This is a genomic window from Colwellia sp. BRX10-3, from assembly GCF_014077505.1.
Taxonomy (GTDB): domain Bacteria; phylum Pseudomonadota; class Gammaproteobacteria; order Enterobacterales; family Alteromonadaceae; genus Cognaticolwellia.
Genome location: NZ_JACGWA010000001.1, coordinates 892,648 through 915,106 on the forward strand (window position 1 = coordinate 892,648; position 22,459 = coordinate 915,106).

The window sequence follows — 22,459 nt, forward strand, 5'->3', positions numbered from 1 at the left end:
AGCAATCGGAATAATAAATTCAATTGCGGGAAAACTAAAACACACTTACTTATTTTAAGAAGTGTGTTTTTTTTCCTTTAAAACTTGAATATAAGCCATTATACAACCACTAAGTAGGCCTAATAAATGTGCTGTGTTCGCAACATTAATCGGCATTAAACTGGTGTAACCTAATAATAGCCAAAACAACATAAAGCCAATGATTGGCTTAGGCAGTGATAAACCTTTTTCTGGCATTAACCAACCCATCCACCATACATATCCAACTAGCGCATACACTACACCAGATAAACCACCAAAATTTGGCCCATCAACGAAAAATTGTCCAATATTAGAGACTAACGCAGAAACGAGCAGTAAATTGATTAAACTAAACTTGCCCGTTATTTGCTCAACTGAGCCGCCCAATTGCCACCACCACATGGTATTAAAAACAATATGTAACCATGAGAAGTGAAAAAAAGCTGGGCCTAATAACCTATGAGGAGCTTGTAAAACAGCATCTACACTTAGTTGAGGATAAAATTGTAAATAGTGAAATACAGTATTTCCCCAACCTAAATTGCTGGCAATAAATACCAGCCAACATAGGGAGAAAACCACTAAGGTAACAATACCGGCATGAGAAAAAAACTGCGCTTTAAGACTAGTCAATAACGCTGGAGAATTAGAATTAATATCAGCTACATCGCCACTTTGCCATGCTGCTTGCTGATACTTAGCTTGGTCAGGATCAGCAATAAACTGCTCAAACGCTTGTTGAGCAAAGTCATACTTATCGCCCTGACAATAAATAACAAAGCCAGCTTCTTCATTTTGCACCTGCGCCTGAACGGCAACAGATTTTAGATAGTTACAAAACAGTAACGCAATATTATGTTGCGTTACTTTCACCAGTGGCCGCAGCTCTTGCTCCAACATCAGTGTTCAATAACATCCGGATGTTGTAACTGCCAATCAGTAAAACCGCCATCCAAAGAATAAACTTCGGTAAAATCTTGGCTGATCAGAAACTGCGCCGCTTGCTGACTTGAAATACCGTGATAACAACACACCACAACTGGTGCGTCTAAATCTGCGGTACGCAAAAATTCAGGCAAACTATCATTACTTAAATGTATGGCATTAGGAATATGCCCCGATTGAAACGAGGCAGGATCGCGAATATCAACCACCACATGCGTCTCATCAGTTAACACTTGCTGCAGTTCACTGATTTGCATGTGTTTAAAATTTTCTTCGCTATTTGACATTATGTTTCCCAGTTTAAAATTACTTTACCCGATTGTCCTGAACGCATAATATCAAACCCTTGCTGAAAATCATCAATATTAAAGTGATGAGTGATAATTGGTGATAAATCTAGGCCTGATTGAATCAAACTCGCCATTTTATACCAAGTTTCGAACATTTCGCGACCGTAAATACCTTTAATGGTTAAACCTTTAAAAATAATTTTACTCCAGTCAATTGCCATATCCTCTCCCGGAATACCTAACATGGCAATTTTACCACCATTGTTCATGTTGGCTAGCATATCGGTAAATGCCATTGGTACGCCTGACATTTCCATGCCAACGTCGAAGCCTTCGGTCATACCTAAATCAGCCATAACATCGGCAAGGTTTTCTTTCGTCACATCAACTGCACGAGTAGCACCCATTTTGCGGGCTAAGTCTAAACGGTATTCGTTAACGTCGGTAACAACAACATGACGAGCACCAACATGTTTTGCCACTGCCGCTGCCATAATACCAATTGGACCAGCACCGGTGATCAACACATCTTCACCCACTAAATCAAATGACAAAGCAGTATGTACAGCATTGCCAAATGGGTCGAAAATAGCGGCTAAATCATCTGAAATTTCATCCGGTAATTTAAAAGCGTTAAAGGCTGGGATCACTAAATATTCCGCAAAAGAGCCAGAACGATTTACGCCAACACCTACGGTATTACGACATAAATGTGTACGACCACCACGGCAGTTACGACAATGGCCACAAGTAATATGGCCTTCACCTGAAACACGGTCACCAAGGGCAAAACCCTTAACTTCTTGACCAATACCGACGACTTCGCCAGCGTATTCATGACCGACAACCATAGGCACAGGAATTGTTTTTTGTGACCACTCATCCCAGTTATAAATATGAATATCTGTACCACAAATAGCGGTTTTCTTAATCTTAATTAACAGATCGTTATGGCCAATTTCTGGCTTTGGCGAATCTGTCATCCAAATACCCGGTTCAGCTTTTAGTTTTGCTAATGACTTCATGTTTAACCCTCAATCACTTTCATTTCTTTGCCAATGCGAATAAAGGCTTCAATGGCTTTATCTAATTCAGCTTTGGTATGTGCGGCAGATATTTGCGTACGAATACGCGCTTGGCCTTTAGGTACAACAGGAAATGAGAAACCAATCACATAAATGCCCTCGGCTAATAAACGATCCGCCATAGCACTGGCTACTTTTGCATCACCTAACATAACTGGAATAATCGCATGGTCTGCACCAGCACAGGTAAAACCTGCGGCTTCCATTTGCGCTCTAAAATACGCCGCGTTGTCTTTTAATGTTTTACGTAATTCGCCGCCTTCGGCTAATAAGTCAATTACGGTGATTGAAGCATTAACAATCGCTGGGGCCAATGAATTAGAAAATAAGTATGGACGTGAGCGTTGACGTAACCATTCAACCACTTCTTTTTTCGCGGCTGTGTAACCACCTGAGGCACCACCCATCGCTTTACCTAGCGTACCTGTGATAATGTCAACTCGGCCCATAACATCACAGTATTCATGGCTACCACGGCCTTGTTCACCGACAAAGCCAACCGCATGAGAGTCATCAACCATTACCATGGCATTGTATTTGTCGGCTAAGTCACAAACCGCTTTCAAATTAGCAATAACACCGTCCATCGAAAATACGCCGTCTGTTGCAATTAACTTAAAACGCGCACCGGCTGCATCTGCTTCAATTAAACGCGCTTCAAGTTCAGCAGCGTCATTGTTTGCATAACGAAAGCGTTTGGCCTTACATAAACGTACACCATCGATAATTGAGGCATGGTTAAGAGAGTCACTGATAATAGCGTCTTCTGGGCCTAATAATGTTTCAAACAAACCAGCATTAGCGTCAAAGCATGAAGAATACAATATAGTATCTTCCATACCTAAAAAGGTACTTAACTTTTGCTCTAAGGTTTTATGAATGTCTTGTGTGCCACAGATAAAACGTACCGAAGCCATACCAAAGCCGTGCTCATCTAAACCTTGTTTAGCGGCCGCAATTAATGACGGGTGATTTGCTAAGCCTAAATAGTTGTTGGCACAAAAATTTACTACTTTTTCGCCGGTGTTAACCGCCATTTGTGGTTGTTGCGCTGTGGTTATTACACGTTCAGCCTTATATAAACCGTCTTCTTTTACTTGGTTTATTTGCGAAGTTAAATGAGCATAAAAATTATTTGTGTTGGCAGAATCGGTCACGGTAATTCCTTAAAAAGTAATTGTCTTTCAATAGTCGTATTATCAGCCTAGACGACTTTATAAACAAAGTGACATTACGTGATAATTTGACCTTTTTTATAGTTAAATTGACATATAGTTATGTCAAAGTGTAACATCTAAGGCTGTTTTTTGCTTTCTGTCGCCCAGGAGTGCTATTGTTAACTGAAAAAGATGAAGAACTATTATCCATATTGCGACTAAACGCCCGAGCCAGTGTTTCAGACATGGCCAGAGCGACAGGTGTTTCAAGAACGGCGATCCAAAATCGACTCAATAAACTTGAAAACAATAATGTTATCGAAGCTTACAGCGTGGTGTTAGGAAGTGAATATACTAGCGGATTAATTTCTTCAAACGTGTCATTAAAAGTAAATCCTAACTTGCGAAAAACTATCTGCTTAGCATTGCGAAAAGTTCACCAAATTAGCCATATTTATTCCATTAGTGGCGAATACGACTTATTGGTAACCATTCAAGCAGGCACGTTAGAGAAATTAAGTGAAGTGCTAAATATGGTGTGTTCACTTGAAGGTGTCGCAAGAACTAACTCCTCGATTATTCTCGATACTATTTTTAAACGCTAATTAATTCTTTAAGGTGCTGTGCAACCAAGTAGCAATATTTTCATTAAGGTAAGACTGATGTTTTAATAAATTATAACTTGAAGTATTCCCCTTGAATATTTGCAAAATAGAATGCATATCGCCATTCCAATCGAAAAGTTCTTGTGCATTCAACATAGCGTCTATTTGATGTTTTGCGCTGAGCAAGTAAATAGGCATGTCGGCTAAGTGCTTAAATTGTTCTTTATCGCCATAACTGAGTTCTGGCGCCAACATCACCAAACTTTTTACAGGCACTTTTTCTGCTAAGTAAATAGCTTGATTGCTGCTGCAGCCACTGGTTACTATACTAATGGCCTGATTATTTTTCATTGCCCTTTGCAAATACTGATACGCTTTATAAACATCTTTTTGCCAATGCAACATCAAAGCCGCTAATTGCCCTTGATAGCTAACAATATCACCAGCCTGTTGACGAATATTTTGGTGCGAATATATATCACTTTGACTGCTACCAAAACCGCGTAAATCCAGTGCTAATAAGAAAAAACCCTGCTGTGCAAGTGCAGAGTACAAAGGCTGAAAATCTTTTAAGGCATGCTGACAATCATGCAATAGCAACACACCACCCGACGTTGCTAAACCGGCAGAGAACTGTGCTGATAACTTAAATTCATCCGCAGCTAATATCTCCACCGTTTGCCCTGCAAGATCTTGATCTTTCGCTAACACAGGTTGAGCGACTATTAGTTGAGAAAAGCCAAGCGATAGTAAACAAAACATAGTTTTCAATGTTGAACGTTTACCGCTTTTAAACGCATTTTGTCGAAAAATCTTCATAAGTTAACGTAAACATCCTTTCACAACTAAACATAATATCATTGACATTTTTAGGCCAATATCGAAAAAAAGTGACATAAAAAACAGTGCCTAACTATTTTATATCTTGCTTGATTTTTTTAAGCAAGATTTTAGGTATACTATTGAGAATTAATTGTTGATATTTGAGCTCTTTTGGTGCGTTTTACTCTCGCTTTATTGTTATACCGATTATTTTTATTACTGCTAACGCCACTACTATTAGTGGCACTACTACTGCGCTCAGTTAATCACCAAGCATATCGGCACCGACTGCTGGAACGTCTTGGTTTACTGTCTAGTACACTAAAGCCCGAAGGCATTATTGTTCATGCCGCAAGTGTTGGAGAAGTTATTGCTTTAAAACCTTTTATATCGCAACTGCTTAGCGACTATGCTGAATTGCCGGTCACAGTCACTACCTTCACACCAACCGGCTCAGCACAAGTGCTAAAATTATTTGGAGATCAAGTACAACATTGTTATCTACCATTAGACAATATTTTTTCTACGAGATTATTTTTAAAGCGTTTAAAGCCCAAAGCTATGATTTTTATGGAAACCGAATTATGGCCAAATTTAATTGCTCAGTGCGCAAATAGCCCGATTAAACTGCTGTTAATAAACGCTCGATTATCCGATAAATCAATGCGTAGCTACCAAAAAATAGCCTGGTTGATCACCCCGACAATTCGCTGTTTTGATAAAATATTAACCCAAAGCCAAGTTAACCAAGATAATTATTTGGCCATGGGCGCAAGCACTGAAATGTGTAAGTTATCTGGTAACTTAAAGTTTGATATCTCGTTAAATAATGATGTTATCGCTAAACAACGTGAGTTAAAGAGTTTACTCACCGATAACCGCAAAATTTGGCTAATCGCTAGCACACATCCTGGTGATGAAACACTTGCATTGGCGGCATTTGAGCAAGTAAAACAACAAGACAGCAACGTATTGTTGATTATTGTACCTCGACACCCAGAGCGCTTTGAACAAGTAACTAAACTAGCGCAAGACGCAGGAAATAATGTCCTCAGGCGCAGCCAAAATCAGCAGGTAACACTTAATACCCACGTATGGGTCATGGACACTTTAGGAGAATTGCTCGCCGCATGTTCTCTAGCAAATGTAGTCACTATGGGAGGGAGCTTTAGTGAAATTGGCGGCCATAACCCATTAGAACCTGCATTATTTCAAAAACCAGTGATCGTTGGCCCAAATATGAGTAATTTTAAAGAGATATTAGCACAGTTAATTACTGCAAAAGGCATAATACAATTACCAGCCACTTCCAATATGCCGAAAACTCTAGCCCAAGAAGTACTAAGTTTGCTTACTGACGAAAGTAGTGCCCAAATGCTAGGGCGAAATAGTTATACCGTTGTTATGGCAAATCAAGGTGCAACAACACAGTCTTTGACAGCATTAAGAACCTTACTTAAATCATAAATGCTCATGGTTAGAGTTAAGTTAAAGCCAAGATTAAGCACCTGGCTTAAAATAAATTCTGACACCTAACAAGGTTAACGAAATCAATAACACCAAACCGAATATTCCTAATACTTGATTTAACCCTTTATAGGGCGTCCATTGCAAATAGTGTACTTGGTACAATAAGTTGATTAATTGGGTATCTTGGCCCTTTTGACTTAATCTCAGACTATTCCAATCAAGTGTAACCTCAACACCGGTACTTGTTTGCACCGACAAGCCGTTAACATGCTCAATTTCACCATAGCGCGCTTCATTCTGGCTAAACGCATCGTTTAATAGTGTTTTAAACTGTAAAGGTGTTGGCTCAGGTTTAGCTAAAAGTGATACCGGTTCTAGGTGTGCACTTTTGTTGTTAGCTTTCACCAGAAGGTGGTCACCTAAAATGGTTTTAACAACTTTCACTTCTTGCCAATTTTCCTGAGGTGTAATCGTCAACGATTGGCTCAATGGGTAGTTTTTTATTGATAATTGTTCAAAAGCACCTTGGTAACCGGGTTTAACAAAAAACACTATACCTGTAATTGTCCAGCCCAACATAGGTAACACCAAAACCAGCCCAATTAGCTTATGCAGCTTTCTAGTTTTCATTAATATTTTTCTTATTTTATTGATTGCTATGCCAGAGGTTCAGCATAAACACTTAAGGCATTAGCCCGTTGATGATAGCTATGCTTTAGTGCGTTCTTGTGCCACTTCTTGCAATAACACTGGTGTCGTGAAGTCAGCCTGTTTATCTAAAGCTAGTGGAATTAACCAATGTAAATTCGGAATGATATTGTTTGGTAATTCAGTCAACTTGATAATATGTACTTGTTCTTGCTCAATGGTTTTAGCACTAAAGGCCAGATCAGAATGGGCAAAATATAGGTCTACATCATAACAATTGGGCCGGTATACTTTCGCAAAACAGGTCCAATCGGCTTTATTGGTTGTGACACCTGTTTCTTCAATAAACTCTCTAACCATAGCATCGACAGACAACTCATTAGCTTCAATTTTACCGCCAATGCCATTAAATAAACCTCGCTGCCATTGCGGGTTTATTTTCTTAATTAACACCACGTGGCTAGCGTTTTTTGAAAACAAGAAACCCGTAACATATTTTTTCACACATATTCCTTGTGTTGGTTTAGCGCAACTCTGGATAGTTATCGATAATAACCCGTTCAATCGTTTTCTTTACTTCAGCAATGCTAATTTGCATCATTAAATCTTTACCTTTAGCACGTGTTCCCCAAGGTAATTGTTCAACACTTTGCTTATATTGTAACTTTATAGCTGAAGCATAAGCACTGACGACATATTGAGGATATAAATAAGGACCTGTGCGTTTAGGGTTACTATGAGCGTATAAACCCACAACAGGTGTTTTAACCGTAACCGCCATATGAGCAGGCCCGGTATCAGGTGCAATAACTAAATGAGCAACTTTTAATACCGCCAATAACTGTTTTAGACTAGTTTGCCCAACTAAGTTTTGTATTTTATTTTCGCCTTCACTGAACTTACTTCGACTAATAATCGCCTCAGCAAGCAGTTTTTCCATGGTGGTTGGGCCGCCACATATCACCACTTTAAAACCACGAGCGATTAAATGCTCAGCCGTTTGCGAATAACCTTCCGCATGCCAATTACGCTCTGCTTTACTCGCTGCAGGACAAATAACCGCAATAGGTTTACCGGCTTCATTAGCAGCACTGAGTTTTTCACTGGCCCATAATTGCTCGCTATCTGCTAAAGGCATTTTCCACAACGGCGGGGGAACGTCTAGACCTAATACTTGTGCAAAGCCCATAAAACCATCGAGCACATGAGGTTGGCTTTGCTTAGCTATTTTTTTATTAGTGAATAACCACTGCCCCTCTTTTGCACGCTGGGTATCAAAGCCAATTTTAACTTTCGCTGAAATACAAAGGCTGGCAATACTCGCGCGCAATGCCACCTGCATATGCAATAGAACATCAAATTTACGGCCTTTAAGGTTTTGCCTTAAGTCGCGGTAGCCTTTTAGGCCGGCGCGTTTATCAAAAATAACGAATTCAACGCCATGTAGCCCCTTTAATAGGCTCGCTTCAATTTTGCCTATTACCCAAGTAATTTTGGTTTCTGGCCACTGTCGCTGAATATTTTGCACCATAGCAACGGCATGACAAACGTCACCGATGGCTGATAATCGCAATAAACATAAATTTTTCGGAGCAGATATTTGACCCAGCATAAAGGATTCACCACAATAGGAGCAGAAATATAATATAGGCCTATTATCTTGAACAAGCCCGCAATTGTAAAACCCTGTAATGAAAAAACTTTTCAACAAGGCAATGTTTATTGTCGCTATGACAGCGATGAAGTCAGCGCTTTTATGCCCGAAATGCTTAATAGCGATTATTGGCAAGTAAACAATGCCATAGTCGGTAGTGCCCAAGGCCGCGGTACCACTTGGTTCATTGCGACGGATAACGCTGCTGGTATTATGCGAAACTGGGTATTGCGCCATTACTATCGTGGCGGTTTAATTGGTAAAGTTATTAACGACCAATACTTATACACCGGCATTGCAAACACCCGCGCTGCCCGCGAATTTTCCTTACTAACATCTATGCGATCATTAGGTCTACCCGCACCAAAACCCGTCGCTTTTCGTGTTATTAAACATGGCTTGTTTTATCGCGCTGATTTATTGTCATCACGTATCGAAAACGCTAGTGATCTAGTCGGCATACTCAGTAAACAAGAAATCAATCAGCTACTTTGGCAGCAAATCGGCAAAGTGATTAAAACCTTTCATCAGCAAGGTATTTATCATCATGACTTAAATGCACACAACATTTTAATTGATGATAATGACAAAGTTTGGCTAATAGATTTTGACCAAGGCGAACAGCGAAAAAAGCGAGTTAAATGGCCAGAAGAGAATATGGCTAGGCTGCTTAGATCATTTCGTAAAGAAAGCAATAGAGTATCGAATTTTCAATGGCGAGAAAAAAACTGGCAAGCGTTATTAAACGGTTACCAGTCTTAAGAATTCAAATGGTGCCTGTGACTAAAGCTTATTATTACTGTGAAGGCGCTTATGCAGCATCTAAACTATCTTGGCAGCGTTGGCGATACATAGCGCGAGCTTCTAAGAATTCATCCTTAGCTGCATCGCTAATGTAAGGGTGAATTATGACTAATATTTTCAAAACACCCTGATAGAATACCGCGTCATTAATTTCGTTATCATTATTTTGTGTTTGATAAAAGCTCAACCAAAAAGTATTCACTAAACGTAAAATACTAACTATATCAGGTAAGTCTTCATCTGAAAAATCCATCATGTTAGCGTTACGTAAAGATAGTAACAATTCACTTACACGTTGGGCAATAAAGCTTTGCACTTCCACATACTTATCATGCAGCAAGGGGTTTTTTGCGAGTAGTACCGGTAAATTACTGTAGAAGAAACGAAACTTCATCATCGCCTGAAATACCACATCCATATATAAAATAATGGCATCGAGTGGTTTTACATCGGGGCTTACTTCCGGCATGGTTTCTAATAAAAGATTACGCGCATACTCTTCATAAATGGAAAGTATAATGTCTTCTTTGTTGCGAAAATGGTAGTACAGATTACCGGGGCTAATACCAAGATCGGCGGCAATGTGGTTGGTGGTAACATTACGCTCACCTTGTTCATTAAATAATACAATGCTGGCTTGAATTATTTTATCCCGAGTTTTCATGGATACTACTTCTTGTATTTGTTGTTATAGATTTTTCTATCATACTATCAAAATAAGCCAATATTAAAGCATTTCGAGTAAATACTTTAAGTAAGCTTAATATTGACACCTGTTAGATTTGGTTGCATCTTAGCTTACAGTGAACAAAAACCAAACAAAAGGAATAATAAAAATGCTTAATAATTGGCACACTCTGATAAAAAATAAAGCAATTGATCAGGTTTCTACTTTGCTTGCTGACGACGTCACCCTATTTTCACCTGTTATCCATACACCTATCCAAGGCAAAAAAATGGTCAGCATTTACTTAACGGCGGCCTTTCATACATTTCTAAATGGTACATTCAATTACGATCGAGAGTTTTCAGGCGATAATTCCGCCGTATTAGAGTTTTCGTTAAACATACAGGGTATCGACATCAATGGTATTGATATGATCACATGGAATGAGCAAGGAAAAATTACTGAATTCAAAGTAATGATCCGCCCTTACAAAGCGTTAAATATGATTAATGATCAAATGACAGCCATGTTAGCCAAGCTGAAACAATAGGGTGCAGTTTAAATTATTTGATTGCTTTGAAATTATCGGCTTCAACAATTACAATAGATTTTTCTCATTTGAAATTAACTATATTTATGTCAGTTAAAGCGATTTACCCAGGTACCTTTGATCCTGTGACCAACGGTCACGCCGATTTAATAGAACGCGCAAGCCGCTTATTTAGTGAGGTTGTTGTTGGTATTGCGGCTAGCCCAAGTAAACAGCCACATTTTGATTTAGCCCAGCGGGTCGAGTTATTAGAAGCAGTAACAAAACATTTACCGAACGTTACCATAGTTGGCTTTACTGGTTTATTGATTGATTTTGCCAAAGACCATCAGGCGAAGGTTCTGATCCGTGGTCTACGCGCGGTTTCTGATTTTGATTATGAATTTCAATTAGCTAACATGAATCGGCGTTTAGCACCCGATTTAGAGACAGTATTTTTAACACCCGCTGAAAAAAATTCTTTTATCTCTTCAACTTTAGTTAAAGAAGTAGCACTGCACAACGGTGATGTTAGCCAGTTTGTTCATCCGGTTGTAAAACAAGCACTTGATATCAGCATGCGTAAGAATATAAATAAATAAGCACAAAAGTGAGAGGAGTTATTGCTTGGCATACAGGCTATAAGCTGCAGCAATACACAGCAGATCAAATACTTTTGAATTGGTTTACGCTAAGTTAAAACAGCAATCACCCTCTGAAAAAGGCGTACGCTTATTTTGGATTTGAAAGGAAAATTTAGATTTTTCTATCGATAAGATATAAATAAGCGAGTACGAAATACGCACCCGCTTATTTAACCTGACGCTTGGATAAGAGCTTCATAAACACTTAAAGCTAAGTGTATTAATTAAATTTTATGCCTAATAACGAAGTAGTATCGAGATTAGGTAAATTCGCTTATCCGCCGCTCAGGCTAATGACAATGTGCTAGCGCTTAAACAGCAACTACTTTATTTGCACATGGACCTTTTTGTCCCTGGCCTACTTCAAACTCAACAGCTTGGCCATCGGCCAAAGTTGCGTATTCACCACCAGATTGGATCTCTGAATGATGAACAAATAAATCTTTGCTGCCATCTTCTGGAGTAATAAAACCGAAACCTTTGTCTGCATTAAACCACTTAACTATACCTTTGCTCATATTATTCTCTTTGTCTTCGGTGAAAAATATAATTCTGACTTGCTATCACCATTACAAATCAGAATTTGAATTTATTTACGCTACGTTGAGCGAAAACCAGTTAGCTAATTAACGCTGCTTTCCATTTTTATTTTTCATATTAGCGACCTTTCGCGCTATAGCAAGTAACTCAGCTGAAATATCTTCGCTACCCGCTTTTATTAACTTACTGACATCTCCCGAAGAGAATAGCGAACCACGCTCAGACTTTACGCCTAACGAGCGAACAAAATCTTTTGTTTTACCGGTACTACCCGTTTCAATATATTTAAAAATAACTTGTTCATTAAAGCTTTGAGGCTCTGCTTTTAGGGTAGTAATTTCGTCGTTAATTGCTTTAATTTCTAGCTCTAAATTTTCAATTAATTCGGCGATGTTTTCATAAGATTTCATTAAGTTAATTAACCTGATATTTAAATAAGAGTTTTTTGTATCACTAATAATCTATCGCTTTAATTGAATTATAATCTTAATGACAAAATTTTCTCAGTTATCAGGCCTTTTTATTTATAATAGCTTGCTATTATAAATAAAAATAACTCTAACAAACGAAATAATATCGTAATTAAGCAAATTCGCTTATCGACAGCTCAGCTAATTCATCTCTTATAGGGTTATCTGAACATATCAATTGTGTTCACTATAACCGTGCCACAAATCAGTATAACCATTATACGTAAAAACATCATTGTACAGTGAATGAAAGTCAGTAAATAGCTTTTGAATGCCAATTATTTATGAAACACTGTATATATTGCAAATATGATCTTGCTCTATGAGGTTTTTACTTAATAAATTCACTCGATTTAAATTAAATTTCTCTGCAAATTCAAATAATAACCTATGTTACTGCTGGTTCATTCTGTTTTATTTTCTTATTAAAATCAACCGCGTTTATTCCACTGTCAATTATGTTTAAATGACTAAGCAATGAGTTATTATCTAAGTTAATCCGGCGAAAGACGTTGTATAAGAAGATCATCAGGGTTAACGTATCGCTTAAAGTAGTTAATACTAATCGAACTAATTTATTACGTACTTATTGAAATTAATCAATTGGTTATAACACAATCCGTTTTGGAATTATGCCTTGACCCTATTTGATATTGTGCTATTTTTTACCGTAGTTTTTATTGCCGTATCGCTGATATACAGCACCCTGCAATTGGGTATATCTCCTATGCCAAGTTCAAGTAAAGCTTATAATGCGATGCTAAAATTAGTCGATGAGACCGGCGCCGGCGCCATCATTGACTTGGGTAGTGGTTGGGGAAACTTTGTTATTCCTATGGCAAAGTGCAAACCACAAAGACAAGTGATTGGCTATGAAATGTCTTTACTGCCGTGGCTTACTTCAATAATACTAAAAAAGTTATTGGGGTTAAAAAACTTAACCTTATATCGAAAAAATTTTTATAAGGTAAAACTGCCACCGGCATCAGTAATAGTGTGTTATTTATATCCACAGGCTATGAACAAAATTCAAGAAAAATTGCTTATTGAGCAACCTGAAATCGAATTTATCATCAGTAATAATTTTGCTTTACCCTCATGGCAACCTAACAAAGTCATAAAGCTAGATGACTTCTACAAGTCACCTATTTATCTTTACAAAATAGTTGCTACCAACCAGGTTAACGTATTGAGCACTTAGTAAAAATCAGTCCTTTTTAAATGAGATAAAATGCTGATTTATTTTTAATAAATTAAAAGACTTAACATTCAAGCTGTTCTTTACCAAGCTTTATTGTGGTTAGTAATTTATATATAAATTTTATTCAGCTTTTTTAGCGCTTTTATTTTTAGCCCGTTTCTTCTTAGTTAAGGTCTTTTTTACCTTAGATTTCACTGCTTTTTTTGCTGTTTGCTTCGGTATTACTTGAACCTGGCATTGTGGGCAAAATACTGAACTGCGGTTAGACTGACGAATTTCTTCTAGTATCGTCTGACAGCCGTCACATTTTTCGCCTGCACGTCCGTAAACAAAAAGCTTTTGAGCAAAATAACCTGGCTTGCCGTCTGCTTGAGTAAAGTCTTTTAAGGTTGTACCGCCTTGTTCGATTGCTGCTGCTAATACTTGCTTAATAATATCGGTTAGCTCATTAAATTTTTCTTCGCTAATACTGTTCACTAAGGTTGCAGGATGAATACTAGCAATAAATAACGCTTCGTTAGCATAAATATTACCTACGCCTACCACGACATGATTATCCATTAAGAAGGTTTTAACTGGTACTTTGCGGTTACCGGCTTTGGCAAATAAATGTCCGTAAGTAAAGTCTTGTGTTAGTGGCTCTGGGCCTAATTTTGTTAATAAACCTTGTAGGTCATGATGTTCAGGAAACCATAATACCGCACCAAAACGGCGAGGATCATTCAATCGCAACATTTTGTCATTATCGAATAGCATTTCAAAATGATCATGTTTGACCGCTGGTATGTGTTCCTCAAGAATACGTACTGAGCCTGACATGCCTAAATGTAATAACAAAGTGCCACTGGAAAACCTTAACAATAAATATTTCGAACGACGTTCTATTTTTTCTACGGTTTGACCAACAACACTATGCACTTCATCAGGGATCGGCCAACGTAATTTGGCATTGCGCACCACCACATTAGTCACTTTTTGCCCGACAATATGAGGCGTAATACCTAAACGGCAAACTTCTACTTCTGGTAACTCAGGCAAGTTAAACGCTTCCTTCTGGTAACTTAGCGGTCATACGGGCAACAAAAGCCTTGGCAAATCGCTGCGGTGAGGCTTGGTCCATATTAAAATAAAGTGATGGCTCGATTAATTCAGCCTCCATCAAAGCAAAAGTGTCTTGATAACGAACAAAATCAACTCGCGCGTAAAGTAATTCACCATGAAGTTTACTTATAGCTTGCATCGTGTTGTTTGATGCCACCAATAATGAAGGCTCAGGCGTGACCGATAATAAGCCACCGCCATGCTCTTCTTGAACTCTAAAATCACCTTGAGCCGGTGTTTTTAGAATCGTGTGACTGTACTCGCCATTGAAGTAAAATAAAGAGAATTCACCCTCTTGGCAAATAGCCGCCATAAAAGGTTGCACCATCAATTCTCGACTAGCAAACGCTTGACTTAAATCAGCAATTTTATCTTGATAATTATCTTTTGTTAGCCAAAAAGTATTGTCGGCATTGGCACTTACTCGCGGCTTTAAGACGATTTGCTGGGTAGCAAAATGGCTAAAATATCCTGCCATATTGTTAGCATCAAACGTTTCAGGCCATAAAGTGGGTACAATAGTCACTTTGTCTGCGGCTAAACTTTGTAAGTAGCTTTTATTAATATTCCACTCAACCACATTCAAGCTGTTTTCTAGCCGTGCTGTTGATTTTTCAATCTCAGTCAATACCTTAAGAAAGCTGTCCATATCGTCTTGGTAATCCCATGGACTGCGAATAATAACCGCTTCATAGTCAGACCAATTTATGTTGGCACAGCGCCATGAAACTAATTCAGTTTGCCAGCCTAAAGCAAGCATGGGTTCATCAATCAAACAGTCGTAAGCTTCGAAATCAGCCAAACTGTCCATGGTTAAAATTGCACATTTTCTCATAAAATTTTCTGCCTTTACTTCAGTGGATAAGATTAAGGTGAATAAAACTAAGGCTATTTAATTACTAAATATTTCTTGAGGAAATAATTGCCCATACATAGCTAACGGCATAACAAGCCACTGTTGTGATGTTTGATTAAAAATTAATAATTGCTGTTCTGTGGCATAAAAACTTAGCTGTAATGGCTGTGCCTCTCCTGCAATATCTAGCTTTACTTCAAGCGAAAATTGACGATCAACTTCCGGTGTTTGCGCCATAGCCTCGCCACTACTTTGCTGCCACGACATCATCATTTGAGCTAAAGCTTGGTCAGAAATACTGGCGGGTGCTGCACGCCATGTTCGGCCTATTCGCTCAATAGTTACAACATTATTAATGTTCAGGGTTAAAATAACCTTTTGTGCACCAACTAAGGCAATCTCTTGCTCATTATTTGTATTTTCATCTGGAGAGAAAATTTTTTTATTGGTCATATTAATCATTAGAATAAAACCCATAACTGCAAAAATAATGACATTATTCCAACCAGTTTTTGATAATTTAACCATAGTATATTCCTAATCTTGCAGTTATCTTAATGATACGAAAAAATTGAGCTTATTAAAATTGAGCTTATTAATACATAGCTTTACACTAATAACAAATAATAGTGTATCCAATAACCGCTCTCCAAAATCAAGGCTTTCATATGAAACTAAAACAATTAAGTATTGGTGTATTAATGCTCAGTGGCTTATTCAGCACAACCAGCACGTTTGCCAACCCAGCAAGTGAGCAATTTCAACAGTTGCTCGATGACCATTGGCAAAGGGCAAATAAAGAACAAATTTTCTTTAGGAAAGACCCTGACGCATTTCGTATGAATGGTAAGTTACCTGAAATGTCAGCGAATGGCCGTGATCGTCGGTCAAAGTACAACAACGATTTGCTAACGCGCATTGAAAATATCGATATTAATAAGCTGTCTGCGACCGATCAAGTGACCTACCGTTTATTTAAATATGAGCGCGAAGCGGAAGCAAAAAGTTATCAATTTCAAGATCACCTTTATCCACTAACCTATTATTCAGGCTTTCACAGTTACTTTGCTGGCGCGCCGGCCAATATGTCGTTTTTAACTGAACAAGACTACCGTAACTATTTAATCAGCCTTGCTGATTATCCACGTTACAATCAAGAACATATTGTCGACCTAAAACAAGCTATCGCTGTTGGCCATACACATTATTGTGAGAGCTTTAAAGCTTACGAAAAATCAATCAGTAAGCATTTAGTGTCGAATGTCGAAGACAGCGTTTTTTATGCTCCAATGCTCAATATGCCAAAAAGTATTTTACCAACACAACAAGCCCAATATCGCCAACAAGTCAAAGTGCTGATCAAAGAGTCTGTTTTACCCGAATACCAAGCCTTTTATGACTTTTTTACCAAAGAATACATGACTAACTGTCGAACTACTGCTGGCATTAGTAGTGTTGAGGGCGGAGACGATTACTACCAATACTTAATCGAGTATTACACCACCACAACTTTATCGGCTGATGAAGTTCATCAAACGGGTCTAGATGAAGTCAGCCGTATTCGACAAGAAATGCAGCAAATTATTACCGCGGTGGGTTTTAAAGGCGAATTTAAAAATTTTATCGAGTTTTTACGCACCGATGAACAATTTTACACCGACAGCGCGATGGATATGCTGGAGAAAGCCAGTTATATCACCCGTAAAATGGCAGCACAATTGCCTAAGTGGTTTTCAGTATTACCCCGTTCAACTTTTGATATTAAATCAAGCCCGAATGGCGGAGCCTACTATGTTGCCTCAGATGGCAGCGGCACCACATCAGGAACTTACTTTTTGGAAACTAGAAATTTAGACAGCCAACCTTTATACACTTTAGAGGCATTAACTTTTCATGAGGCTGAACCCGGTCATCATTTCCAAAGTGCTATTGCGCAAGAAATTGATATGGCAGAGTTTCGTAAAACTTTATACCACGCTGCCTATGGTGAGGGTTGGGGACTATATTCTGAGCGTTTAGGCAAAGAAATGGGCTTTTACCAAAATCCATACAGTGACTTTGGTCGTTTAACCTATGAAGCATGGCGTGCTTGTCGCTTAGTGGTCGATACAGGCATTCATGCCAAAGGTTGGACTCGTCAGCAAGCAATTGATTATTTAGCCGAGAATACCGCCCTAAGCCTAGCTGATGTTGTTGGCCAAATTGACCGATACATTAGCTGGCCAGCACAGGCGTTATCGTACAAAATTGGTGAGATTAAAATTCGCCAACTACGCGCTAAAGCTGAAAAGGCACTAGGTAATAAGTTTGACGTAAGAGCTTTTCATGATCAAATGCTGAAAAATGGTAGCTTACCCATGGCATTGCTTGAAGAATTAACCTTAGCTTGGATTAAACAACAGCAAACATAATAACTATGGCATTTGTACAATAGTTTAAAAACAAAAGGAGAAACCACATTAAGCGGTTTCTCCTTTTTATTTGGCTTGCTTTTTACCTGACTAAATAAAAATGATGGTCTAAAGCTAAACCTACTAAAGTAAAGAATAAAAGATCATCAAGAAAGTAGATTGTGCGCGCTTGTCTTTGTAGGTCGACATTTATACCGACAAGTCAGGATAACTCAGTAGGTTTACTTACGGTAGCCATTAAGCCGCATTAATTGTGTACTTTTCTTTAGGCAATAAAAAACCCGGTATAAACCGGGTTTTTAAATAAGCGGCTATCAATTACTTGATTTTAGCTTCTTTGTACATAACATGCTGACGAATGCGAGGATCAAACTTTTTGATCTCCATTTTTTCAGGCATAGTTTTCTTGTTCTTGTCTGTAGTGTAAAAATGGCCAGTGCCAGCACTAGAAACTAAACGAATTTTATCGCGCATTGCAATTCCTTAAACTTTTTCGCCACGGGCACGGATATCAGTTAAAACTGCATCAATACCTTTTTTATCGATAATACGCATTCCTTTCGGAGTTAAACGTAATTTAACGAAACTATTTTCACTCTCAACCCAAAAACGGTGAGTTTGAAGGTTAGGTAAAAAACGACGACGAGTCGCGTTTCTTGCGTGCGAACGGTTGTTTCCAACCATTGGCTTTTTGCCTGTTACTTGGCAAACTTTAGACATAATGAGTACTCCAAAATTAATTTCAGGTCGAGCTGTATTTCCCCAAGACCGTCGCCTCGGGATCCTGAAAAAGGTGGCATATTATAGTGAAAGTGAAAAATGAATTCCAGTATTAATCACCTTTAAAGTGAATAGTTTTGAAAATGATGGTAATTCAATGGCTTAACTGGATAAATTGACATAAATGTAGCGTTTCATGCGGTATTATTATCCTAGTCGAATAATAATGCCGCATTTTTAGCCTATTTTAGAGTCTAATAATTTTCTTAATTTTTCTTTTTGATCTTTATTACACAATTCATCGATTAAAATGCGAATAATATGTGACTTGGCTAATTTAGTATCAAGCGCCAATTCTTGCAATTGTTCTATTGCTGCTTCGCTCAAAGTAAATGTGGCAGGACGAAAACGACGCCCGCCATCAGGGGTACTTTGTGCTTTTCGAGCAACGTGTTCCTTAGCAGCTAAAACAGCTTGCTGTAATGTCAACTCATCATGTTCTCGGCTAACTATTTTTGGTTGACCTTGAGCATAATTTTCAGCGTCGGCAATAAATTCATCAACTGTGAACTGTTTCTTTTTCTTGGGACCATCCTTGGATTTTTTTAAATCACTTAAACTCATGGGAATTGTCCGGTTTCATCGCTAATAGCTCTTCAGCTATTGCGATCATTTCTACCGCCGCTTTACTATCAGGTTCAATTTCCAGTACTGATGAACCCAGTTCTTCACTGTCATCATAAATATTGCGACTATAAGTTACGGCATTTAAAACATTAATGCCGAATGAGCTACAAACTTCTTTGGCTTCTAAAATGCGACCTGCTTGATTGGGTAGCGAAGGACATTGAGTAATAACAAATGACGCTAACATTTTAGGATTGACCATTTTACAGGTGCTGAGCATGTCTTCCATATGCGGTACAGTTTTTAAGTCACGACGCTTTGGTCTTAATGGAATAACAACATGATCTGCCACTGACATCGCCGCTCGTAGGGCTAAATTATCTTGGCCACCACAATCGACAACAACATAATCGTAATGTTGATTAAGACTTAATAAGTCGTTGCGTATTTTTCCATACAACTGAATACAGTTGATTGCAGGTAGCGATGGATCAGAATTTCTTGCTTGTATCCAGTCAGACGTCGTACGCTGTGGATCACAATCAACCATCAATACAATAGCTTTTTTCTCGCGGGCAAAATACACAGCTAAATTCTGTGCTAGGCAGCTTTTACCGCTACCGCCTTTTTCCCCACCTACTAAAATCATCATTTTGGACATTCCTTTTTTACTACTTAAAATACAACAACCACTTTATTATAGTTCAATAATTAAGGGTTAACTTAAGCAAGATCCGTCAGTTGCATCGCAACTTTAAACCAGCCATTGTCTTGTTTGATACAACGTATCACTTTACCAAACAGTTTTTGGCTATTTTGATTCGCTGCTTTAAATATAATAGTTACTTGAGTATTTGCTGGGATTTCGCAATCACATTCAACCTTCAAACCCCCACGTGAGAAATCTAAACAAACGATTTTCTTACATTTCTCTTGGCCATTATCATCAGTCCAAACAATATCAATTAACTCTTTTTCCATGTCTAAACGAAAAGATCGTCGACGTTCGTTTTCTTCGCTATCTATTATTGTGTCAATATCGCTCATAGAGACTCCTTATTCACAGCACTTAAGCTTATATCATTTATTATTCATTAATTCGACCATGTTCAGCATACGAATAACATTGGCAACCCGCAACTATTATATGATCAAGTACTTTTATATCAATTAAAGCCAGTGCTTGCTCTAAGCGACTCGTAATTTGATTATCAGCAATACTGGGCTCTGCTATGCCAGAAGGATGATTATGCGCCAGAATAACAGCACCCGCTTGATATTTTATGGCCAACTCAACAACAATACGCGGATACACAGCTGCAGCATTGATGGTGCCTTGAAATAACCGTTCAAACTTTATCACTTGATGCTGAGTATTTAAAAACAGTACGGCAAATATTTCTCGAGTTTCATTTCGCAGCTCAGCTTTTAAAAAGTTTTGCGTACTAAGTGAAGACGTTAACGCTAACCCGGTCTGCATTTGCTCCGCTAAATAGCGTTTAGACATTTCTAAACACGCTTGCAACTGCACATATTTTGCCACCCCTAAGCCATGATACTGACAAAAGTCATCTAATTCAGCTTGATATATTTTAGCAATACTACCAAAACTTTTTAATAAATTTCGAGCAAGGTCAACCACATGGCAACCTTTGACGCCTGTACGTAAGAAAATTGCCAGTAATTCAGCATCGCTTAAGCTTTTTGCGCCGTGTTGCAATAACTTCTCTCTTGGTTTTTCACTGTCTGGCCAGTCTTTTAACATAAGTGCATCCTTGCAAAGTGATTTTAAAAAAAGTGGGAATAATGCTATCTTATTGCCCATTGTGGTTATTAAGATTAGCAGTTTATGCAGATTCTTCAGGGTAAAAAAATTCTTTTGGGTATTAGTGGTGGTATTGCCGCTTACAAAACACCAGAGCTAGTGCGACGATTAAAAGAGCAAGGTGCTGATGTGCGTGTGGTGATGACAGAGGGCGCTAAGGCCTTTATTACACCATTAACCTTGCAAGCAGTTTCCGCCAATGCAGTATCTGACAGCTTATTAGATACTCAAGCCGAATTGGCTATGGGCCATATTGAACTAGCAAAATGGGCTGACTTTATTTTAATTGCACCGGCAACAGCCAACGTTATTGCAAAAATAGCCGCAGGCATGGCTAATGACTTATTAACCACACTTTGCTTAGCAACAGCTGCACCTATTGCTGTTGCACCCGCAATGAACCAACAAATGTGGCATAACCAAGCAACGCAAAATAATATTAAAACGTTAATGTCATGGCACTACAGCATATTTGGCCCGGGTGCGGGTGAACAAGCTTGTGGTGATGTTGGCTTAGGCCGCATGTTAGATGTACCTGAATTAGTTCAGCTAACTTGCCAAGCAATTGAAAAAATGAATACGAGTGACACTAATCCTGCTGAACAAAAACCTTTAATTGGTCAAAAATGGCTAATTACCGCAGGGCCAACGCGCGAAGCTATCGACCCAGTACGTTATATTTCTAACCATAGTTCAGGAAAAATGGGCTTTGCCATTGCCAGTGCTGCACAAAGCCAGGGCGCAGAAGTCACCATAATTTCAGGGCCAGTTAGCCTAGATACACCGCCTCATTGTCAAAAAATAGCGGTCACCAGTGCGGTAGAAATGCATGAACAAGCTTTGGCACATGCACCTAAGTCAGATGTTTTCGTCGCTTGTGCTGCTGTAGCTGACTACCGTATTGATAATATTGCCAGTGAAAAAATTAAAAAATCGCAAGATACCATGCAACTTAATCTGATTAAGAATCCTGATATCGTTGCTGACGTTGCCGCACTAAAAAACAAACCCTTTACCGTCGGTTTTGCTGCTGAAACACAAAATGTTGAACATTATGCTCGTGATAAATTAGTGCGTAAAAATCTTGATATGATCGCCGCAAACAACGTTGCTACTCAAGGACAAGGCTTTAATAGCGACGACAATGCCTTAATAGTGTTTACTGCTAGTGATGAAAAAGTTTTACCCTTGATGAGTAAAAGTGAGCTTGCCAAAAAATTAGTGCAACATATTCAACAAAGCTTACAAAGTTCGCGATTAAAAAATTAATTTAAGGTCAGCTGATTTCATTGTTGAACATCAGCTAAATAACGCTATACAATTACGCTAATCTTTTAGTAGCAAAACAGACAGGTACATTTAATGTT

General features: G+C 38.4%; 28 protein-coding genes. 8 read left to right on the forward strand and 20 right to left on the reverse strand.

Features of this window, described 5'->3' with window-relative positions:
* Positions 1-54: 54 nt before the first annotated feature.
* Genes glpG through H4J38_RS03950 form a run of 4 tightly spaced genes read right to left on the reverse strand, consistent with a single transcriptional unit; the run spans position 55 to position 3,498 of the window.
* The gene (glpG, locus tag H4J38_RS03935) at positions 55-894 is read right to left on the reverse strand and encodes a rhomboid family intramembrane serine protease GlpG (RefSeq protein ID WP_310733437.1); all 840 of its coding nucleotides are present in this window, start codon (positions 892-894) and stop codon (positions 55-57) included.
* Positions 895-920: 26 nt separating this feature from the next.
* Positions 921-1,253: a thiosulfate sulfurtransferase GlpE gene (gene glpE, locus H4J38_RS03940; protein WP_182129617.1), complete on the reverse strand. Its 333-nt coding sequence runs from the start codon at positions 1,251-1,253 to the stop codon at positions 921-923.
* Positions 1,253-2,281: an L-threonine 3-dehydrogenase gene (gene tdh / locus H4J38_RS03945; RefSeq protein ID WP_182129619.1), complete on the reverse strand. Its 1,029-nt coding sequence runs from the start codon at positions 2,279-2,281 to the stop codon at positions 1,253-1,255. The genes glpE and tdh overlap by 1 nt, the downstream gene beginning before the upstream one ends.
* A gap of 2 nt (positions 2,282-2,283) precedes the next feature.
* Positions 2,284-3,498: a glycine C-acetyltransferase gene (locus H4J38_RS03950; RefSeq protein WP_182129621.1), complete on the reverse strand. Its 1,215-nt coding sequence runs from the start codon at positions 3,496-3,498 to the stop codon at positions 2,284-2,286.
* A 176-nt stretch (positions 3,499-3,674) separates the two neighbouring features.
* On the opposite strand from H4J38_RS03950, the gene H4J38_RS03955 reads away from it, so the two are divergent.
* Positions 3,675-4,103 (forward strand): Lrp/AsnC family transcriptional regulator, encoded by a 429-nt coding sequence (locus tag H4J38_RS03955; RefSeq protein ID WP_081150340.1) that lies wholly within the window; start codon positions 3,675-3,677, stop codon positions 4,101-4,103.
* Here the strand turns inward: H4J38_RS03955 and H4J38_RS03960 are convergent, their stop codons facing one another.
* Positions 4,104-4,922: a hypothetical protein gene (locus H4J38_RS03960; RefSeq protein ID WP_182129623.1), complete on the reverse strand. Its 819-nt coding sequence runs from the start codon at positions 4,920-4,922 to the stop codon at positions 4,104-4,106.
* A 177-nt stretch (positions 4,923-5,099) separates the two neighbouring features.
* Here H4J38_RS03960 and waaA point away from each other — a divergent pair, with 177 nt between their 5' ends.
* A complete protein-coding gene (gene waaA / locus H4J38_RS03965) occupies positions 5,100-6,392 on the forward strand; it encodes a lipid IV(A) 3-deoxy-D-manno-octulosonic acid transferase (RefSeq protein WP_182129625.1) in 1,293 nt (430 codons plus the stop codon).
* Positions 6,393-6,425: 33 nt separating this feature from the next.
* Here the strand turns inward: waaA and H4J38_RS03970 are convergent, their stop codons facing one another.
* The 3 genes from H4J38_RS03970 to H4J38_RS03980 form a co-directional block, all read right to left on the reverse strand.
* Positions 6,426-7,025 (reverse strand): PepSY domain-containing protein, encoded by a 600-nt coding sequence (locus tag H4J38_RS03970; RefSeq protein ID WP_182129627.1) that lies wholly within the window; start codon positions 7,023-7,025, stop codon positions 6,426-6,428.
* A 78-nt stretch (positions 7,026-7,103) separates the two neighbouring features.
* A complete protein-coding gene (locus H4J38_RS03975) occupies positions 7,104-7,547 on the reverse strand; it encodes an NUDIX domain-containing protein (protein WP_182129628.1) in 444 nt (147 codons plus the stop codon).
* A 19-nt stretch (positions 7,548-7,566) separates the two neighbouring features.
* Entirely contained in the window at positions 7,567-8,655 is a 1,089-nt protein-coding gene (locus tag H4J38_RS03980) for a glycosyltransferase family 9 protein (RefSeq protein ID WP_182129630.1), read from the reverse strand.
* A 48-nt stretch (positions 8,656-8,703) separates the two neighbouring features.
* On the opposite strand from H4J38_RS03980, the gene H4J38_RS03985 reads away from it, so the two are divergent.
* Positions 8,704-9,459, forward strand: a complete 756-nt coding sequence (locus tag H4J38_RS03985; protein ID WP_220465405.1) for a 3-deoxy-D-manno-octulosonic acid kinase — start codon at positions 8,704-8,706, stop codon at positions 9,457-9,459.
* A gap of 49 nt (positions 9,460-9,508) precedes the next feature.
* Here the strand turns inward: H4J38_RS03985 and H4J38_RS03990 are convergent, their stop codons facing one another.
* Positions 9,509-10,165: a TetR/AcrR family transcriptional regulator gene (locus tag H4J38_RS03990; protein WP_182129632.1), complete on the reverse strand. Its 657-nt coding sequence runs from the start codon at positions 10,163-10,165 to the stop codon at positions 9,509-9,511.
* A gap of 172 nt (positions 10,166-10,337) precedes the next feature.
* On the opposite strand from H4J38_RS03990, the gene H4J38_RS03995 reads away from it, so the two are divergent.
* Both H4J38_RS03995 and coaD read left to right on the forward strand, forming a co-directional pair.
* On the forward strand, positions 10,338-10,718 hold the full coding sequence (locus H4J38_RS03995; protein WP_182129634.1) for a nuclear transport factor 2 family protein: 381 nt from the start codon (positions 10,338-10,340) through the stop codon (positions 10,716-10,718).
* Positions 10,719-10,804: 86 nt separating this feature from the next.
* A complete protein-coding gene (coaD, locus tag H4J38_RS04000) occupies positions 10,805-11,299 on the forward strand; it encodes a pantetheine-phosphate adenylyltransferase (RefSeq protein ID WP_182130146.1) in 495 nt (164 codons plus the stop codon).
* Positions 11,300-11,652: 353 nt separating this feature from the next.
* On the opposite strand, the gene H4J38_RS04005 is transcribed toward coaD, so the two are convergent.
* A complete protein-coding gene (locus H4J38_RS04005; protein WP_081150364.1) occupies positions 11,653-11,859 on the reverse strand; it encodes a cold-shock protein in 207 nt (68 codons plus the stop codon).
* A gap of 108 nt (positions 11,860-11,967) precedes the next feature.
* Positions 11,968-12,291: a hypothetical protein gene (locus tag H4J38_RS04010; protein ID WP_182129636.1), complete on the reverse strand. Its 324-nt coding sequence runs from the start codon at positions 12,289-12,291 to the stop codon at positions 11,968-11,970.
* A gap of 697 nt (positions 12,292-12,988) precedes the next feature.
* Here H4J38_RS04010 and H4J38_RS04015 point away from each other — a divergent pair.
* Positions 12,989-13,552, forward strand: a complete 564-nt coding sequence (locus tag H4J38_RS04015) for a class I SAM-dependent methyltransferase (RefSeq protein WP_259365376.1) — start codon at positions 12,989-12,991, stop codon at positions 13,550-13,552.
* Between the two features lie 120 nt (positions 13,553-13,672).
* On the opposite strand, the gene mutM is transcribed toward H4J38_RS04015, so the two are convergent.
* The 3 genes from mutM to H4J38_RS04030 are packed head-to-tail and all read right to left on the reverse strand — an operon-like array spanning position 13,673 to position 16,037.
* On the reverse strand, positions 13,673-14,590 hold the full coding sequence (gene mutM / locus H4J38_RS04020; protein WP_182129638.1) for a bifunctional DNA-formamidopyrimidine glycosylase/DNA-(apurinic or apyrimidinic site) lyase: 918 nt from the start codon (positions 14,588-14,590) through the stop codon (positions 13,673-13,675).
* Between the two features lies 1 nt (position 14,591).
* Positions 14,592-15,488, reverse strand: a complete 897-nt coding sequence (locus tag H4J38_RS04025; protein WP_182129640.1) for a RimK family alpha-L-glutamate ligase — start codon at positions 15,486-15,488, stop codon at positions 14,592-14,594.
* A 57-nt stretch (positions 15,489-15,545) separates the two neighbouring features.
* On the reverse strand, positions 15,546-16,037 hold the full coding sequence (locus H4J38_RS04030) for a hypothetical protein (protein ID WP_182129642.1): 492 nt from the start codon (positions 16,035-16,037) through the stop codon (positions 15,546-15,548).
* A gap of 140 nt (positions 16,038-16,177) precedes the next feature.
* Between H4J38_RS04030 and H4J38_RS04035 the strand changes: the two genes are divergently transcribed.
* Positions 16,178-17,920: a DUF885 family protein gene (locus H4J38_RS04035; protein ID WP_182129644.1), complete on the forward strand. Its 1,743-nt coding sequence runs from the start codon at positions 16,178-16,180 to the stop codon at positions 17,918-17,920.
* Between the two features lie 318 nt (positions 17,921-18,238).
* Here the strand turns inward: H4J38_RS04035 and rpmG are convergent, their stop codons facing one another.
* From rpmG to radC, 6 genes are all read right to left on the reverse strand, one after another.
* Complete coding sequence (gene rpmG / locus H4J38_RS04040; RefSeq protein ID WP_070375415.1) at positions 18,239-18,394, reverse strand: 50S ribosomal protein L33; 156 nt, start codon at positions 18,392-18,394, stop codon at positions 18,239-18,241.
* A 9-nt stretch (positions 18,395-18,403) separates the two neighbouring features.
* The gene (gene rpmB, locus H4J38_RS04045; protein ID WP_077284236.1) at positions 18,404-18,640 is read right to left on the reverse strand and encodes a 50S ribosomal protein L28; all 237 of its coding nucleotides are present in this window, start codon (positions 18,638-18,640) and stop codon (positions 18,404-18,406) included.
* A gap of 237 nt (positions 18,641-18,877) precedes the next feature.
* Positions 18,878-19,264, reverse strand: coding sequence for a hypothetical protein (locus tag H4J38_RS04050; protein ID WP_182129646.1), 387 nt, complete (start codon positions 19,262-19,264; stop codon positions 18,878-18,880).
* Complete coding sequence (locus tag H4J38_RS04055; protein WP_182129648.1) at positions 19,251-19,919, reverse strand: AAA family ATPase; 669 nt, start codon at positions 19,917-19,919, stop codon at positions 19,251-19,253. Before H4J38_RS04055 ends, H4J38_RS04050 begins: the two co-directional genes overlap by 14 nt.
* A gap of 71 nt (positions 19,920-19,990) precedes the next feature.
* Positions 19,991-20,314, reverse strand: coding sequence for a PilZ domain-containing protein (locus tag H4J38_RS04060; RefSeq protein WP_182129650.1), 324 nt, complete (start codon positions 20,312-20,314; stop codon positions 19,991-19,993).
* A gap of 40 nt (positions 20,315-20,354) precedes the next feature.
* Positions 20,355-21,032 carry a DNA repair protein RadC gene (gene radC, locus H4J38_RS04065; protein ID WP_259365377.1) on the reverse strand — a complete coding sequence of 226 codons (678 nt, stop codon included), beginning with the start codon at positions 21,030-21,032 and terminating at the stop codon, positions 20,355-20,357.
* A gap of 84 nt (positions 21,033-21,116) precedes the next feature.
* Here radC and coaBC point away from each other — a divergent pair, with 84 nt between their 5' ends.
* Entirely contained in the window at positions 21,117-22,361 is a 1,245-nt protein-coding gene (coaBC, locus tag H4J38_RS04070; RefSeq protein ID WP_182129653.1) for a bifunctional phosphopantothenoylcysteine decarboxylase/phosphopantothenate--cysteine ligase CoaBC, read from the forward strand.
* Positions 22,362-22,459 lie beyond the last annotated feature (98 nt).